Origin of the sequence: Roseovarius litorisediminis, from assembly GCF_900172295.1 — a bacterium.
Taxonomy (GTDB): domain Bacteria; phylum Pseudomonadota; class Alphaproteobacteria; order Rhodobacterales; family Rhodobacteraceae; genus Roseovarius; species Roseovarius litorisediminis.
Genome location: NZ_FWFL01000019.1, coordinates 1 through 17253, shown reverse-complemented (window position 1 = coordinate 17253; position 17253 = coordinate 1). Strand labels below are relative to the sequence as shown.

The following is a 17253-nucleotide window of genomic DNA, read 5'->3' as shown; positions in this document are numbered from 1 at the left end:
AACGAAAGACCATCGACGCGCGACGCTTGCATCACAGACAACGTGCCGCATAATGCAATCAACCAGATGAGCCGAAAACTCTCTTAGTTTAAGCCGCCTTTGGTGCCAAAAACCCTGACGACGGACATGCTTGGTTTTCAATCCGGTTAGTCGCTTCCCATACGTACTTTTAATCAGTGGGTCGCAGGTTCGAATCCTGCACGGCTCTTCTCAGGGTTTAGCGGAGAATGGCAAATCAACAGAAAAAGTCGCGCCCTGCCTGCCGGTTGCGCTTTCGAGCTGTATCCGACCTTTATGTGCCGCAATGATCCGGTGGCAATAAGCAAGTCCTACACCAGTGCCTTTGCCGATATCCTTTGTAGTGAAAAGAGGATCAAAAATGCGATTTTTGATTTCGGCGCTAATGCCCGGCCCGTCGTCAGATATGGTCAGGCACAGGTTGTTGTCGCTCTGATCACATTTGATTGTGATCTGGCCGCCGGTCTTAGCGTCTCGAATGGCGTGGATAGCGTTTGTCAGCAAATTGATGATGACCTGGATAAGTTGCACTTCGTCCGCATTAATAAGCTGGAATTTTTGAGGATGCTCTGACGAAATCCGAATTCCGGCGGCTTTTGCCTCGGTCGTAACCGCGTCGATTGCAGAATAAATCAGTTTGGCAGGATCTACTGGGCGCAAATCAAGCGGTTCCTGACGCGCCAGCGACAGAAAGGACCGGACAATGCGCACACAACGATGTGCAGCTTGCGAGAGCTTGCTAATACGCCCTTCGAAACAAGAGTTTTCCAACTCTTCCTGCAATATGTCTGCATTCCCAACAATTATGGACAAAGGATTATTCAATTCATGTGCGATCCCGGCCAATAGCTCTCCTAGGGCGGACAGTTTTTCAGATTGAAATAACCGCTCTTTTTGGCGATCCAGTTCGGCCTGGACAGACAATTCAGCGGTCAGATCCTCGATATTTGCAACAATCACGTCCTCGCCGCGGTAGTCGATTAGCCTCGCTGAGATGACGGCCGGAAATTCCTGCCCGTCCGGTCGCAGGCATGTCAGGCGCATGTTATCTACCGAGGCATCCGGCAAAAGAAGCGTGACGAAATCGGCGCGTTCCTCAGCATGGGCGAAATGGGCAAAACTACTTTTCGCCGCACCCAACAATTCGGTGGCCGCAGGCGAGCGGTAGATGATTTGACCATCAGTGACGCGGGACATGGTCAGGCTCGCCGGGCACGCCTCAAGAACTTTTCTAAGAACGGCTTCGGCCTCGCGTGCCGCATCTATTTCATGGGTTTCGTCGACCTGCAGAGATTGAGTAAGAGTAAACCCGCCGCCTGCTAACTGGCCCAATTTAATAGCATAAACCTGCCTTCTCGCTGATGGCATCTGGACGACATCAGCAAGGGTCGGATTAGCCTCAAAGCCAGCTTCCATTTCGTCGAGGCGCTGACTGACTGTAGGAGGCATGACGCCGCGGTTAACCGCCTCGCGCAGAAAAATGCTCCAGGGCACTCCGGGTTTCAGAACATCTGAAAGGGAGGGATAAAAGGCACGAAAGCTGGCATTGGCAAGTGTCAGTTGCGCGTCTGCATCGAAAACGGCGACGCCCTGATCCAGAAACTCGACCACGTCATGCAGCGCGTTGGCATCAGCACGAGGTTCAGACCTGTCCGGAGCTGCGGGCATCGCACTCTAGCCTGTTTGCCCGGAGGCAGGCAGATCTTCGATCATGACCTGACCTTCGTTGCCAGCGACCGGGTTGATCTGAAACCTGTCAGCAATCTGGGCTGCAAAGTCTCTGTCCGAAACCACCGACATCGGACTGGCATTCGCACGGTTGGACAGGGCCTTGGTGACGGTTGGTCCGAAGACATCATAGATATAATTCTGGCTACCCACCACAGATCCAATCACCGATCCGGCGGCGGTTCCGATGCGCGCGATCCATGTGATCGGGTGCGACGCGTTGCGTCGGTCAAGATACCTCAGGAAACGCACTGCAGAATTGGCAATAGCAATTGCGTGCAAGTCGTTGGGATCAGGAACACCCGAGACAACAACATAGCTGTCGCCGTTTGTTCGGATACGCTGGCACCCGAATTGCGCGCCTATCCGATCGAAAGCACTGTAGATATCGTTAAGTTCGCTGACGATGACACCCGGTTCATGTTCAGTCAGCAGATCGTCAAACCCCACGAAATCCAATGTCAGAACAGAAACCGGTTCGAACAGGCGCGGCGACACAACGCCAAAGGTTTTATATTCTTCATAAGCTGCACGCGGCATCATGTTGAGAAGCAGCTTTTCGACCTGCTCTTTTTCGCGTTTGATCTCATGCGTATTGCGCTCGACCATCATGGAATAGGAATCGATCATAGATTCCAGTTCCTTGATGCGTGTGATGTTCTGACAGACAAGAACGGCAATATTCCGGTCTGCGTCGTCGGCGCGATTGAACTCCATCGCAACAGTCATCTTGCGGCGACGCAGTTTAAACGAAGTCTCGGTCGCCATGCGGCCACCGTTGTGCATTTCTGCAACCAGTTCTTTACTGTCGAGATCGGGAAAAAGGTCAGTCAGTATGGCTGCGGGATCGTTTTCCCCGAACCATTCGTTGAACGTATCATTTCGAAATTGCAGCGTCAGCCTATCCAGATCGATCAGGGCCACACCGACGCCGATGGCGCGCAAAAGCTGCTCGTTGATGCTTTCAATCGACATTCGCATTCCTAATCAGCAGCACTCGGCGTTGTTCAAACCCGTCCAAAACAGCTTCAATATCTGCAGCTTCAATATCGAAATCTGCTAGGGTTTCCGCCACAATCTCTTTCAGGCGATCAAAGTGGTGATTTTCGATGGTCATATGGCGGTGCGCACGTTCGATATGATCATCCGAAAAAGTGGCGGGGCCACCCATCAGCGCCGAGATGAATTTGGTCTGATGATCAATTAGTTTCGACAGATCCACATCATCAAAGAAAGGACCAACATCATCATCTTCGAGCATCCGGTCATAGAACGTCAGGACAAGCTTGCTGATAGTTGAAAAACCACCGTATTTTTCAAAAAGTGTTTTTTCCATGAGTGCCTCTAATGCCTCAGGCGCGCTACGATTCACTTATGCCAACGTAGCCAGAGACTTGAAATGTAAGCGGTATTGCCTGCTTTCGTCAATCTTCGCAAGAAAAATGCAACTCTAGGGAATCTCACCTGCGTTTCTAGATGAACGGTATTTTCGCCGGGCCATAAGAGAATTCGGTGACAATCGGTGAAAGAGGCGGTTTGCTGATTTTGCTTGTGTCGGCGACACCTGAAAATTGCACGAACTGGCTGTGTTTTGGCGGCCAACAATAATATCCCTTGCCGGTAAAATCATCACCGAGGGCCAGATATGTCCGTCCCCGGCGATGAAATTCAACGTTTCAGATCATTGCAGTGTCAAAGCCGATCCTGCGGAAGAACGATTGCACATGCGTCGGCGCGACTGGGTTGCGCTGTTTTTTGGTGCTGACATAGGCCATTTGCGCCCTGGCGATGCTGTTACTGTTCTTAAAGCGAGTCAATTGGGATCTCCTTTTCGGGGTCAAAGTATCCATCCATCGCGCTTTTCCGGCGTGATGGATGGGGCGTGGGTTAAACGGGCAGCAAACCCGCGGGCCTTTTGGCCAAGGGTGCCAAATGCGCGGTGTATTTTAATCACAGGCTTCATGTTTCAGCTCTTGGTTTAATTGTCCGGCGGACGGGGTGCCGCGTATCGGCTGTGGTTCGGTTTTAAGGGATATGTGTTTCAACAATTGGTCAACCGGGACGATAAAATGTTTCAACTGTTTCGACCGCTTTCCTGCCGTGTATCAATGGTACTGATTATGGATCCGATTGCGAAAACCCCGCTGGTGTAAACCAGCGAGGTTTCCCTCGTAGCTGCGTAAGTGGTTGCATTCCCTGTGAGCGTTTCAGCCGCAAATATCTTTCCAGAGATCTTTCATTTTGCGTGCCAGCAACTGAATGTCCAGCGGGCCGGTGTCGACACTGATGATCGAAACCCGGAGCACCTTGCGGCCCTGCCAGACGGCCGTGCGGAAAAAGTGCTGGCCATCCGCATTCAGCGCTGCCTCCATGGCTTGGGTCATTTGATCGGTATCCTCAGCACCCCGACCACGATCAAACGACAGGACAAGCTGGTTCAGCACTACGTCATTGTGAATAATGATCCCGGGCGTGCCTTCCAGCTTGTAGGCCAGAAGGCTGGCACAGTTGCAGTGGTTGTGCACCATGTCGCTGATACCGTCACGACCCAATGCCTTGAGTGTCGCCCATACCGTAAATCCGCGCGCGCGGCGCGACAGTTCTGGGTTAAAGTGCGTTGCGTTGCGGCCATCACCCGGCGCTTCGGACAGATAACTGGCCGAGATATCCATGGCGCGCCGGTGCGCGTCTTTGTCTTTGACAATCGCAAAACCGGAATCAAACGGAATCTGCAGCCATTTATGACCGTCAGTCGACCAACTGTCGGCACGGTCGATACCAGTTGTCATGGCTCGGGTTGAGAGGCTGGCCCGGGCCCAGAGACCAAAGGCGGCATCGATATGAAGCCAGGCATCGTGTTGTATGGCCAGATCGGCCAAGGCATGAAAATCATCGAAAGCCCCTGAGTTGATGTGCCCTGCCGTAGCGACCATGATCTTGGGGCCGCGAAAAAGCGCCATCCTGTCTGCCAGGGCGCGGATCACAAGCCGCCCCTGATCGTCAGTTGGAATACGTTCGATATTGCGGTTGCCAAGGCCCAGATACCGCAGCGCCGCAAGGTTCGAGACATGGGTATCGTCCGAGATAAAAATAGTGATGCGCGGGGTGCCCTGCAATCCGTCCTGACTGAAATCATGGCCTGCTCGCCTCAGGACTTCATCTCGTGCAGCCGCGAGACCGATAAAACTTGCCATGGTAGCCCCGGTGGTGATGCCTACCGACGCCTTGCGGGGCAGATCGAGGATGTCGAGGACCCAGTCACAGGCAACTTCCTCGGCGGTAGCCGCCGCGGGGGAGCATTGGTAAATCGCCGCATTTTGCCCCCAGATCGACGTGAGCCAGTCAGCGGCAACGCCCGTCGTGTGCGAACTGCCCATAACCCAGGCTAAGAACCCTGGCTGAGTGTTGCCGACAAGGCCCGGTTCGGCCGCGTGAATGAGATCGGCAATCACCTGTTCGCCAGGCTGGCCTTTGGCGGGAAGATCACCGCCAAAAGCATTGCGCAAGTCATCAAGATTTGCTGTCGGGTGCAGGTGTTTCTTGCTGTCGCGATAGCCTGTCGCGTAGGCCGAAGCCGTTGCCAGAGGGCCAGTGACGGCGGGAAATGCATGTGCATGTTTCATCTGGGGTGAATCCATTTAGGAAGGAAAGAGTACGCGTTGATGTTCGACGCCGGGCCACAGGGCAATCCGAGGGTTGCAAGCTGATCCTGAAGGCTACCGTCGTTGAAGGCGTCAAACGTTTCGGTCGCGCCGCCGATATGCTGACCATCCACAAAGATCTGCGGAATTGTCGGTGACCCGGTGATCTGGCGCAGGGCTGCGCGCATCTCGGTACCTTTGTTATCCTTTTGGCAGGCCGGACTATCCAGGTCGATGCATTCATAGGCGATACCGACTGCGGCCAGCATCTTGCGCACGGACCAGCAGAACTCACACCATTCCAGCGCAAATACGACGACGGGTTTGTCGGCAATAATCTGTTTGACCGCCTCAATCGCCTCGGGCCGCGCCGCCTGTGCAGCGCCGGCTGGCATGGCAGAGGTCGCAATATCAAACCGCGCCCCTTGCGTGGACTGCGACAGCGCCATTTCTTCGGCCGTCATTTCCTCGGGGACGTCCTCGAACAGTGGCGTTGAAAGGTAGCGCTCGCCGGTGTCAGGCAGCATCGCCAGTATTTTAGACCCTTTCGGGGCCGTTTTGGCAATCTCCAGTGCGGCCGCAAAGGTCGCACCACCGGTGATTCCACAAAAGATGCCCTCCTTGCGGGCCAATGCCTTGGCCATGGCCATCGCGTCGGCACCAGCCACAGGCTGCATCCGATCTATCAATCCGCCGTCAAGAGCCTGATTGGCCAAATCTGAGATGAAATCCGGTGACCACCCCTGCATCGGATGTGGGCGGAACTCGGGGTGACTGGCAGCCGCGCCACCATCGGCATTGAAAGGTTGCACAATGCCGCTGCCCATCAGTTGCGCATTGTCGGGCTCAGCCGCGACGATCCGGGTTCCGGGGCTTTTGGCCTTTAGAACGCGAGCCACGCCGGTAAGCGTGCCGCCAGTACCAAAACCAGTGACCCAGTAGTCAAGCCCGCCCTCACCAAAACTCCGCAGGATTTCCTGAGCTGTGGTGGCGCTGTGGATGTCGGCGTTGGCTGGATTTTCAAACTGGCGCGACATAAACCAGCCGTGTTTTTTGGCAAGTTCGCGCGCCTTTGCAACCATACCGCTGCCTTTTTCAGCGGCGGGCGTTAATACCACTTTAGCCCCCATAAAGCGCATCAGCTTGCGGCGCTCTATACTAAAGCTTTCAGCCATAGTCACGACCAGAGGATAGCCTTTGTGCGCACACACCATGGCAAGACCGATGCCGGTGTTGCCGCTAGTCGCCTCGACGATAGTTTGGCCGGGTTTAAGGCTGCCGTCACGCTCAGCGGCTTCAATTATACCAAGTGCAAGGCGGTCCTTGACTGACCCCATGGGATTGAAAGCCTCGAGTTTGACGAAAATTTCCACGCCTTCGGGCGTGAGATTGTTGATTTTCACGATGGGGGTGTTGCCGATCGTTTCCAATATGGACTGTTTGATTTGGGTCATAATGATTTCCTTGATTTGGGCGTACTCAGTGAGCGGCCTGATGTTTTCTTGCATGAAGATTTGCGAAATCCCTGGGCCGGTATCGTGTGTGACTGGCGTGGAAACCTGTCCTGCTGCCCGGCAATGCGTATCCGTGTTTCAACTCTTCCCTGTCCTTTTAATCTGAGCAGATTGCCCGCTGGTTTTGATCACATCTTTCTGCGCGAACAACGTTGCATTCTGTTGTCCATAGAGGAGGTTTTGTGTTTCATTTGTGAAACGTACGGCTGCCAAACGTCACCACGGAAAAACGATCTCTGGCAGATAGGTAGGCCATGAATTTCACGTTTCGCCCGTGTCCGCGCTGTTACAATTGAAACAATTGGGCCCCAGACTGAAAAGACGCTGAAACATAAACCGGCTAAGAAGTGACCATGGCAAGTAAAGAGAATAATGCGATCAGTGGAAATCCGGACGAGGCCGATTTGATTTGGGACGCGATGGAAGTGCTTCCAGAGGGAATTGCCGTGTTTGATGCCGAACGCCGACTAATCACCTGCAATCGGCTATATATAGGTTTGTTCCCGAAGGTCAGCGACCTGATTGTGCCGGGGGTTTTGTGGCGGGATTTACTGATCGCCGGGGCTGAGCGCGGCCAGTTTGCCGAGGCAGCAACCAACCCTGAAGAATGGATTGAAAAACGCCTGAACGACGAATTTCCATTAAACCAGACAATTGAGATTGAATTGGCCAACGGCGTAATCTGTCAGGCGCAGTTCAGCGTGACAAACCGTGGCGGATTCGTCGTTGTTTGCACTGACATTACCGAGCGGAAGCGCACCGAGGCTCTGATGCGTGAACAGGAAAACATTCTGCGCACGGTTCTGGAAACAAGCCCTTTGGCAATTGTCATGGCGAGGTTGCACGATGCCCGGATTTTGTACCGCTCCCCCGCGGCCGTGAAATTCTTCGGGGAAACCGAGAATGCGTTTGAGCATTATGCTGACCCGAAAGACCGTGAAAAATACGTTGATAAGCTTATGCGCGCCGGGCGGGTGGATGATTATCACGTTACTCTTAGGGATGCCCGGGGCCAGCTCTGTGCAACTACGTCCTGGGGACGGCTGGTTGAATTTGAGGGCGATACCTATGTGGTAACCGCAATTATGGATCTGACCGATCAGCAAGAGCGTGAAGCCATGATCCGCCAGATTCTTGAGGCTTGTCCGACGCCAATCCAGATGAGCAAGGCATATACAGGCGAGGTTTTGTTCAGTAGCCGCGAGACGATTTCACTTTTCGGACGGGTCAACAGCGCAAAGCAATTCTACGTTAAGCCAGATCAACGCGAGGAATATCTAAAACAATTGCGACGCGATGGATCAGTCACCGAATACAAAGGGCAATATCTGAACGCGGACAAAAAGCCGTTCTGGGGCGCGGTTTCGGCCAGGCTGATCCGCTATAATGGCGAGGAAGTAATCGTCTCAAATACACGCGACATGACTGAACAGTTGCGTATTGAAGCAGAACTGGCCCAGCAAAGGGACCACCTGTACCAAAACGAGAAATTGTCGGCGATGGGAGAATTACTAGCGGGCGTTGCGCATGAGTTGAACAATCCGCTATCGGTGGTCGTCGGGCATTCGCTGATGCTACGTGAAGACTGCAAAGAGCCTGAACTGCTGCGGCAAGTCGAAAAAATCAGCAATGCGGCCGAGCGTTGTGCGAGAATCGTGAAAACCTTTTTAACAATGGCACGGCAAAATACAGCCAGAATGCAAAGCGTCGATATTAATGAAATTGCCCATACAGCCGTGGACGTTGTGCGTTATGGCGACGCCGCCAGTGACGTGAACATCACCTGTAACTTGGGGACGGATTTGACAAAAATCTGCGCCGATTCTGACCAAATCACGCAGGTATTTATCAATCTCATCCTGAACGCAGAGCAGGCGATGCGCGACGCTGGAGTGGGGCAAAAAATCACCGTTTCGACTCAACAAGCGAAGAACGACACCGGCGTTGAAATAATGGTCGAAGATGATGGACCGGGCATTCCTGAAAACATCCGTAGCCGCGTGTTCGAACCGTTTTTCACCACTAAAGAGGTGGGAGACGGCACAGGGATAGGTCTGGCGCTATGCCACCGAATTATACAGTCGCACGAGGGTCACATCACGGTAGCTGCCGGGGCTAATGGCGGTTCGGTTTTCAGGATATTCCTGCCGCGAGATACGGAAGTGCGGGGAAATGCACAAGCCAGCCAAACGTCCGATCTGGCCACTAATCGGCTCCGCATCCTGATCCTGGATGATGAAGAGGATGTAGCTGAGCTCAATGCTGAAATTCTGACCCGCGGCGGGTATCAGGTGGATACCTTCAACCACGCCGAACTGGCACTGGAAAGCATGCGGCACCATGATTACGGTTTGATCCTGAGCGATCTGAATATGCCGGAAACAGATGGTCGTGGTTTCTTTGAGACGATCAAACAGGAATTTCCCGAAATGATCAGCAAGACAGGGTTTGTTACCGGTGATACGATGGGCCGATCCTCGCAGTCCTTTTTGGGAGAGGCGAACCGGCCATGTATCGAAAAACCCGTTTCCCCGAAGGAGTTGCGTGCGTTTGTGACCGAGATTCTGGCAAAGACAAAGCAGGTGACTGAATGACTGGCCCCAAGACGATATTGATATGTGACGACGAGCGTGACGTACGTGAAATGCTGGCGGAATACCTTACAAAACGCGGATTCACGATTGTCACGGCTAGCAACAGCGATGAACTAATGGCAGAATTAGAAAAGGCGCCGGTGGACATAATTCTGCTGGATATCAACATGCCCGGCGAGGACGGGTTGACGACACTCAGATCGCTCAGGGTCAACAATCAGGTGCCTGTGGTCATGCTAACTGCGGCAGGCGAGGTGATTGATAGGATTGTCGGGCTTGAAATGGGTGCCGATGACTATCTGGCCAAGCCAGTGGATCTTCGAGAACTTGAGGCGCGGATTAAGGCCGTTTTGCGCCGCAAGTCCCAACCGGTGGGTCAATCAAAGCGCAAGGACGCACCTGAGACCGCTCGTTTTGGGGAATTCCTGCTCGATCTGACTGCAGTCAAACTACGAACGGTCGACGGTGACGAGGTGCCTTTGACGGCGATGGAGTTTAACTTGCTCAGCCTTTTTGCCCGAAACCGGGGCCGGGTCCTGAACCGCGATCAGATTCTTGAGCAGGCACATGACCGATCATGGGATCCTTTTGACCGCAGTATCGACATTCGCATTTCGCGTTTGCGGCGCAAGATCGAACCCAACCCGCAGAAGCCGCAGATTATTAAAACGGTCCGCGGGATAGGCTATATTTACGATCCAGACTGACCCCTTTTCCTCAGTAACTTCCCGTATACGCTTGGCGCGGCATGCGATTAAAGGCCGCGACGGGCACCAAGACCTGCGCAATGTCGCCCGGTGCACAGGTAGGGCGCATTTGCCAACCATTTCCCAGCGACCGCCCAATGCGCTGCAACCGACCGGAAATTGTACCGTTCATTCTGCCCACGCAGATCGCCAGCAGGATCAGGGCGCCGCCCGGGACGAATGCAGGCCCCGGGTTTTCAGCCAAAAGCAACATGGCAAAAATGATGCCTGCCAGCGGCGAGAACGAAGTGGCCAGTGACATATCATCCGAGCGCGCATATTTCAGAGCCATAAACCAGGATAGCTGGCCAATGATCACGACAATAATGGCATAGACCCAGATCCATTTCAGCAGCACAGGCGAAAAGATATCCTGAAACTGCTGAGGGCCCTGCAGGGCAGAAATCAGCAGAAAATAGATCAAAGTGCCAATCGTCGCACGGTAGATCGAAAAGATGCCCATGGGGACACATCTCAGCGCCTTGCGGGCGAAAATGGCCGAGGTAATATAAGACAGCGCCCCGGCAGCGGCCGCGATTTCACCAGCGCCAAAGACGCCGTGGCTGTCAGGGTCGCGCATGCTGATCATCAGCATTGCACCACACAGCGCAATGATAGCGGCAAGAAAAACGCGTGGTTTAATTTGTTCCTTCAGGAACAATCCGGCAGCAAGCAGGAATAAAGGCGGCTCAATCCGACTGATCAGCAACACGCTGGTCACACTGGAATGTTCCAGAGCGTAGAAAAACAACCCGGGCGTCAGCGCCGATGACAGAAAGGCCGACAATGTCAGAAGCCCCCAGTCCCGGCGGTTCAGGTGGCGCAGATTGGCACCTGTCCAGTCTTTGCGGAACAAAACGACCATTGGGACAATTGAGATCAGTGAACTGAGAAACAGCAGGTTTGTGAACGTAATCGCATTGCGCCCGCCAGCCACGGGGCTATTGGATCCGATATCGACCAGCAATGTGGCGATGGAATTCGACGAGGCGTAGATAAGCACACCCAACCAGGCAAATCCCATGCCGATCTTAGCGGGCGAGATGGCGATAAAAGAGTTTTCGATTTTGGTCCGCATAACAGCGCTCCGGTTTCCATGATTTGGGGAAACCTAGGGGCGCGATGTTTCGGGCGAATTTCTGTGGGTGTCCGTGCGTGTTTCATTTGTTTCTCATATGTTTCGCATAAACTTTCAGCGCTTGGACCTGCCTTTCTGTACCAAGACATCTGACTTGCCATTCGATTATAGCATTGGTGTAAAAAGAAAATCTTGGCTTGGCAAAAAGGAAATAGTCACTTTATTTGCGCCAACTGGCGCAAATGACGACAAACTTCAGGGCTGTGCCTTATCACACGGCGACACTGGCAATCAGCTCTCATAACCCCTTGGTTCTGCATCAGGCAGCAATCGCAGATTCAGTGGGATTTCCCCTTATACTCGCCATTTCGGCCTTAATGCATTCGGTCAGCTGCAGGTGCATTGATTTTGCTTGGCCAAATGACCAGTTCAGCGCCGCCAAATTCCGCGTAACTTCAAACAACTGAATGCCAAATCTGTTTCGCTTAACCTGATAGGATATTGGAAAAGAAGGCATGTGACAGAACGCTTTTGCAAGTCGGTGGGCATCCACAAATGCATCCGTGATGCCATGAGCGGTAATCGGATCCTTGAAATATCCGGCATCACCGACCAGCGCCCAGCCGGACCCAACACATTGCCGCATGTGCCCAAGTGCCCCACCAAACCGTCTCAGCGGGCCATCCTTGCGGAACTCGCGCAGCTGATGGGCCATCGCCGGATCACACTGAGCGATAAGGCCTGTCATGCCTGTGATTGGATCGGAAGCAAAAGTTTCCTTGAAAGCGTCGGGGCGTGTAGCGGCAAAAACGCAGTGCAAACCGGAATTGGTCGGGATCACTCCGGCATAACTGTTGCGTCCGAAATACCAGCGATACCCTTCATTCGCAATCCCGTCGAAATATCCGTAAACCGCGGCAGAACGCTCCGGAGCTGTGTTTTGAATTGTTGCGCCGACTTCTCTGGCAACCGAAGAAAGGCGGCCGTCGGCACCAATCACAAGGGCCGCGGATACAGTTCTGCAGCGACCGTCCCGAGTCATCAAAATCGCTCCGGATACGCGACCGCTGGGGCTCCTCTTTACCGCCTGAAAGGTAACGCCGGTATGCAGTTCCGTACCTGCGTCAACAGCCGCATCCACTAGTATTTGGTCAAGTAACCCACGGCGTGGCGCATAAAGCCCTTTCACCCCGTGATCAGGTTTAAGGGCAACTGAAATTTTTTCCATTCCATAGTGGAAATTAGTGTTCTTCACTAAAGGCGTAGCTGCTTTTTCAATGCTTTCCAAAAGGCCCCAGTCATGCAGAAGTGCAACCGCGGGGCGCATCAGCGCATGAGTTGACAACGTGTCGTTCGACGGCAGGTCGCGGTCAATCATCAGGATGCGGGCGCCGGCCCTGGATAGCTGCAGCGCAGTTGCGGCACCGGCACAACGGGCCCCGATTATGATGGCGTCATAGGAACTGTGTTCGAAGTAAGTTTTTTCCATTGGTGCGGCTCCTTCAGGCGGCCTGTTTGCGACGGAGATAGTTTTCAAGATGCATCGCCAGTTCGCTGGCGTCTTCGCTCGCGCCATCAATGAATGTAGATTTCCGGCGGCGCAAAAACGGCAAGCCCATGACATAAAGCCCGGCAGCGACGACACCGCCGTCGTGCTGGATATTTCCCTTACGGTCAAAGACCGGCAGGTTGATCCATCTATGATCCGGTCTGTAGCCTGTTGCCCAGATTACGGCACCAAAGCCTTCACGTTTCAAATCGATTGACAGACGTGGTGCCTTTGGGATCCGGGTTCGTGGCAGGCGATATGACGGGGCCATGAGCGGCTCCATGCCGCTCTCACGAACCCAGTCATCAAAGCCATTCAGCAGGCGATCAAGCTTCAGATCAGCCGCCGTGCAGGCATTGTTCAGCGCGCCGGAAAAAATCGCCTGCCCGTCCTGAAGGGCCGCCATGCGCCCGACAAGCTCGATGCCGATTTCCTGCAAGGCATTCAGATCAAGAGGGTTGTCTCCCGCCAAACCAGCCAATTGAAATGACGGCACACGCCTTTGGCGTGCAAGATCGTCAACTTCGTCGTATCGCGTGCTCCAGCGGCCGGTTATTTCCATCCAGGTCAGCACATCAGCATCGCGATAACTTCTGGGCACCCGTACATGCTCTCCGACGGCAAGAGTGACCTGACGGCCGCTTTCCTGAAGCTCGCGGGCGATCTGCGTGCCTGATGCCGAAGCCCCAACAACAAGAACATTGCCGGGTGGAAGGTCTCCGGGACGTTTGTAGTCGAGGGGGGTAAAGTCAGCGATGCCACCCGGCAAGGCCCCGGCAAAGCGGGGACGGCTGGCTTTGGACGCGGCACCAGTCGCGACAACGACGCTTTCACATTCGATCAACATCTGGTCAGTCCAGACAAGAAATCCGACACCGGCGCGGGTTACACCCAGCACTGTGGTTTCATCCACTACGGGGGCACTGATTGCATCGGCGTACCTGTCGAGCCTCTCGATCAGGTCGCTTACGGACATATAACCATCGTGATCTTGGCCGCGGTAGTCTGCACCGGACAATCCGTTCATCCAGTTGGGTGTCAGCAGGCGCAGGGAATCCCAACGCTCTGTGCGCCAGCTATTTGCGATCTTGCCGCGCTCAAGAATCAGATGATCCACACCGCGCGCGGTAAGTTCATAGCTCATGGCGAGCCCGGACTGTCCGGCGCCAATTATGACGGTCGTTGTGCGCTTCATGACGCTCGCTCCTTATTCAGGCCAGGTACCGCTTACGCAACGGTAACGTGGACATTGGTGGGATTGGTGATGATGTCGAAGACAGCCGAACGTTTCTGCGACTGCGCAACCACCGCTGCGATGTCTTCATGCGATGCGTCGGCATCGATTTCAAAACGAACACGGATTGCCGAAAAGCCGTTGCGCACATCGGCGTCGATGCCAAGAATACCGAACAGATCCATGTCACCTTCGACAAAGGCCCGGACCGAGCGAAGCTGAATGCCGCGGTTCTGTGCAACCGAGGCCACGCCTGCGGTCAGACAGCTTGCCAGACCGGACAGCACGATTTCCACTGGCGTAGGACCGTTGTCTTCGGCCGCAAACTCTGCCGGGTGATCGGCGTCGATGGCAAAGGCTTCACGGTGCTTATGTTCTTCGCCCAGGCCAAAGAAGCCTTCGACGGTCGAGCGGCTGTGCACGCCATTTTGCCATTCACAGGCAGCACGCCATGTGAACTGGGCCGCGGCGGGCGCCTCAGACAGCGCTTCACGGGCACCCAGAAGGGCTTCGACATTAACGCCGTTGTCGGCAATTTTTACTTCAGTCTGAATATTCATTTCATGTTTCCTTTGTTTGGTTTAGGGTTTGAAAGGTGAGAACCGAAGACCCCGCGCCGCTTTCTCTTTTGGGCTGCGAGGTCCCCTATAATCGTTACGAACTTGAACTATTCTCAGGCAGCCAAGGCTGCTTTGCTCAGCGCAAAATGTTCTTCCAGCAGAACATTGACCTGGGCACGGTGGGTAAGCGGAAGCATGTGCCCAGCCCAGCCAATTGTGCGATGACGGCTGTGTATGATTGATTTCGCGATCAGCCGGGACAAGACGCGCACCGGCTCAGGTGATTGGGTGCCGCAGATAACCAGAGTCGGGACCGTCAGTTTTGCGATATCCGCCGGACGCAGATCTTCGTTGAACAACCTGCCGAAGTCACCGGGCAGCTTATGGGCGCGAGGCAAGAGTGCTGCTCGCTTTGCAGCAGGCACTTTGTCCCAGGAGCCGGGCCCTGACCAGAAATCAACAAACTGCATCATTGCAGTCTCGTCAAAACCGGACATGACAGCCTGTTCGATCGAAGCAGCAAATCGGTCAATCTGACCAAGCATAGCTTTCTCAAACCGATCTCCATGACCTAACAAATGAAACGAAGTCGGCTCGATCAGGGTCAAACTAGCGAGCTTTGGCCCCAGTTGCATTGCGGATTTCAAAGCGACAGCCCCACCATAACTATGCCCAATCAGGTGAAAAGGTTGTTGCAGGTGATCTGCGACCGCAATGATGGCATTAGCTTCGTTTTCAAGCGTCAACCACTTGTCAGCTTCAAAACCATCTGACGCACCGCAGCCGGGAAGATCAGGCATCACAACCTGATGATGATGCGACCAGTTAAGAGAGATGTCGCGCCACTGGCGGTTGTCACAGGCGGCGCTGTGCAGAAATACCAGCGGTGTACCTTCTCCCTGAAAATAGATGCGGATGCGCCCTGTATCCATTTCAATCATTTCGGACTTGACGGCACTCAGCCCATGGGCACTGATTTCAGATTCGATATTGCGAGCATGTTGCATGTTAGAAGCTCTTTTTTGTGATGGTGGTCGCGAGCGTTGCAAAAAACTGGCTTTGCTTTTCAGCTCGCGTTGCAGGCGAACGGTTGTCGATCGGCATACAGAATGATCAGGAATGCTCAGGCATGTCCCAAATCGTGCGATTGGCTTCGTGTCGCGCCATTTCGCGGGTAATTCCGATGTCGCGTAGCGAACGATCATCAAGGTCTCTGAGAGCGTTGCGCTGACGTCGTACTTCCAGCCGTTTGCGGATGTTCATCCTGAACAGGCTGCGGCCTGAAACTGGCAGCTCTATTTGTTTTGTTACGGTATTCATATCTGAACCCCTATGCTTCCTACGTTGTGGTGGACCTCGTGGCCCGTTGATTTCGATGGGAAGAATTTGCCGGTTCAATGTTGCAATCAGTTTTCGCAAACCGGGGTTTTGTGTTTCAGTTGTAATTCGACTGAAATCTTGGCGAAAAAACAAAAATATATAAAAAACAAATAATTAAGCTTAAATGTCGCTGTCGTTGCGCATAACTGGTTTAACAATTGAAACGATGGCATTGTCAGAAGAAACTGTCTTGAGGCGGGCACGGCGGATTTGTAGCGTGTGGAGATGACCAAACCTGATCCATTTCGCTATTTCAAAACGAGCCGTGAGATTATCCGCCTGGCGGTGATGTTGTATGTGCGGTTTCCTCTCTCGCTTCGCAATGTGGAAGATTTGCTCCACGAACGCGGCATCGATGTCAGCCATGAAGCTGTGAGATACTGGTGGCATCGGTTCGGTCCACTGTTCGCAGCTGAGATCCGAAAAGCCGAATTGCGAGCATGAAATCCAGCCGGTGGCGGTGGCATCTGGACGAGATGTTTGTAAAGATCAACGGTGAGCGACACTACCTATGGCGCGCGGTCGATCATGAAGGCGAAGTCCTGGAAAGCTTTGTGACAAAAACGCGCGATAAGAAGGCCGCATTGAAATTCTTAAAGAAAGCAATGCGTAAGCATGGTTGCCCGGAGGTTGTCGTCACGGACCGACTGCGTTCGTACGGAGCAGCGCTGAAGGAGATCGGTGCGTCTGGCAGGCAGGAAACAGGTCGCTGGCTGAACAATCGCGCTGAGAATTCACATCTGCCGTTTCGACGACGAGAGAGGGCAATGCTTCGCTTCCGGCGCATGCGAAGTTTGCAGAAATTCGCCGCCGTCCACGCCTCAATTTACAACCTGTTCAATTCGGAAAGAAGCCTTCACTCACGACCCAATTTTAAACTCAACCGCGCCGCCGCTCTTGCCGAGTGGCGCGGCCTCTGCGCAAAATAAGAGGCAGCGTCACTGTCCATTCGGAGACTTGTCGAATTCGTCTGGCAGCACCCCTTTGGGGCTCAGGGCGCTTCAGATGGCACCCAAAGCCTCGTCTCTCTGCGCCGCATACTTCGATCCGTGCCGCAGAACGCTCCATGCGGTGCGGGCCAGTTGGCACTGTCAGATTAAACCAGCTTGAGGCCGGGAAGTCAGTTTCGTAGCGTCGCCGGATGACAAAACGCTCCCCATTTCGCTATTTTAAAACCAGCCCTGAGATCATCCGCCTTGCGGTGATGATGT

Annotated in this window: 15 protein-coding genes and 2 pseudogenes; 3 read left to right on the top strand and 14 right to left on the bottom strand. The window is 53.9% G+C overall.

From position 1 onward, the window contains the following. Positions 1 to 210 precede the first annotated feature (210 nt). The 7 genes and pseudogenes from PEL8287_RS19295 to cysK all read right to left on the bottom strand — a co-directional run. Positions 211 to 1686, bottom strand: coding sequence for an ATP-binding protein (locus tag PEL8287_RS19295; RefSeq protein ID WP_085894080.1), 1476 nt, complete (start codon positions 1684 to 1686; stop codon positions 211 to 213). Positions 1687 to 1692: 6 nt separating this feature from the next. Next, positions 1693 to 2721, bottom strand: a complete 1029-nt coding sequence (locus tag PEL8287_RS19290; RefSeq protein ID WP_085894079.1) for an adenylate/guanylate cyclase domain-containing protein — start codon at positions 2719 to 2721, stop codon at positions 1693 to 1695. Further along, entirely contained in the window at positions 2711 to 3082 is a 372-nt protein-coding gene (locus tag PEL8287_RS19285) for a group I truncated hemoglobin (protein ID WP_085894078.1), read from the bottom strand. The genes PEL8287_RS19290 and PEL8287_RS19285 overlap by 11 nt, the downstream gene beginning before the upstream one ends. Positions 3083 to 3422: 340 nt before the next feature. Then, the gene (locus PEL8287_RS20135; protein ID WP_176228707.1) at positions 3423 to 3563 is read right to left on the bottom strand and encodes a hypothetical protein; all 141 of its coding nucleotides are present in this window, start codon (positions 3561 to 3563) and stop codon (positions 3423 to 3425) included. A 390-nt stretch (positions 3564 to 3953) separates the two neighbouring features. Continuing rightward, positions 3954 to 5369, bottom strand: a complete 1416-nt coding sequence (locus tag PEL8287_RS19275) for a pyridoxal phosphate-dependent decarboxylase family protein (protein WP_139837879.1) — start codon at positions 5367 to 5369, stop codon at positions 3954 to 3956. Continuing rightward, complete coding sequence (locus tag PEL8287_RS20395; protein ID WP_268877843.1) at positions 5366 to 5782, bottom strand: glutaredoxin domain-containing protein; 417 nt, start codon at positions 5780 to 5782, stop codon at positions 5366 to 5368. The genes PEL8287_RS19275 and PEL8287_RS20395 overlap by 4 nt, the downstream gene beginning before the upstream one ends. Before the next feature lie 33 nt (positions 5783 to 5815). After that, a pseudogene (cysK, locus tag PEL8287_RS19270) lies at positions 5816 to 6841 on the bottom strand (cysteine synthase A); the annotation flags it as partial. A 413-nt stretch (positions 6842 to 7254) separates the two neighbouring features. On the opposite strand from cysK, the gene PEL8287_RS19265 reads away from it, so the two are divergent. Both PEL8287_RS19265 and PEL8287_RS19260 read left to right on the top strand, forming a co-directional pair. Continuing rightward, positions 7255 to 9495, top strand: a complete 2241-nt coding sequence (locus PEL8287_RS19265) for an ATP-binding protein (protein ID WP_085894075.1) — start codon at positions 7255 to 7257, stop codon at positions 9493 to 9495. Beyond that, positions 9492 to 10202, top strand: a complete 711-nt coding sequence (locus PEL8287_RS19260; protein ID WP_085894074.1) for a response regulator — start codon at positions 9492 to 9494, stop codon at positions 10200 to 10202. Before PEL8287_RS19265 ends, PEL8287_RS19260 begins: the two co-directional genes overlap by 4 nt. Before the next feature lie 10 nt (positions 10203 to 10212). Here the strand turns inward: PEL8287_RS19260 and PEL8287_RS19255 are convergent, their stop codons facing one another. The 7 genes from PEL8287_RS19255 to PEL8287_RS20380 form a co-directional block, all read right to left on the bottom strand. Beyond that, positions 10213 to 11319: a DMT family transporter gene (locus PEL8287_RS19255; protein WP_235862350.1), complete on the bottom strand. Its 1107-nt coding sequence runs from the start codon at positions 11317 to 11319 to the stop codon at positions 10213 to 10215. A 319-nt stretch (positions 11320 to 11638) separates the two neighbouring features. After that, a complete protein-coding gene (locus PEL8287_RS20190) occupies positions 11639 to 12808 on the bottom strand; it encodes an NAD(P)/FAD-dependent oxidoreductase (RefSeq protein WP_235862352.1) in 1170 nt (389 codons plus the stop codon). Positions 12809 to 12821: 13 nt separating this feature from the next. Next, positions 12822 to 14063, bottom strand: coding sequence for an NAD(P)-binding domain-containing protein (locus tag PEL8287_RS20390; protein ID WP_085894072.1), 1242 nt, complete (start codon positions 14061 to 14063; stop codon positions 12822 to 12824). Between the two features lie 32 nt (positions 14064 to 14095). Next, a complete protein-coding gene (locus PEL8287_RS19240) occupies positions 14096 to 14662 on the bottom strand; it encodes an OsmC family protein (protein WP_085894071.1) in 567 nt (188 codons plus the stop codon). 113 nt (positions 14663 to 14775) lie between these two features. Beyond that, positions 14776 to 15867 (bottom strand): alpha/beta fold hydrolase, encoded by a 1092-nt coding sequence (locus tag PEL8287_RS19235; RefSeq protein ID WP_085894070.1) that lies wholly within the window; start codon positions 15865 to 15867, stop codon positions 14776 to 14778. Then, positions 15776 to 15982 (bottom strand): DUF1127 domain-containing protein, encoded by a 207-nt coding sequence (locus tag PEL8287_RS20510; RefSeq protein WP_085894069.1) that lies wholly within the window; start codon positions 15980 to 15982, stop codon positions 15776 to 15778. Before PEL8287_RS20510 ends, PEL8287_RS19235 begins: the two co-directional genes overlap by 92 nt. Before the next feature lie 180 nt (positions 15983 to 16162). After that, on the bottom strand, positions 16163 to 16408 hold the full coding sequence (locus tag PEL8287_RS20380) for a hypothetical protein (RefSeq protein ID WP_235862354.1): 246 nt from the start codon (positions 16406 to 16408) through the stop codon (positions 16163 to 16165). Between PEL8287_RS20380 and PEL8287_RS19225 the strand changes: the two are divergent. Next, positions 16331 to 16971 (top strand): annotated as a pseudogene (locus PEL8287_RS19225) (IS6 family transposase). The gene PEL8287_RS20380 and the pseudogene PEL8287_RS19225 overlap by 78 nt on opposite strands. Positions 16972 to 17253: the final 282 nt, after the last annotated feature.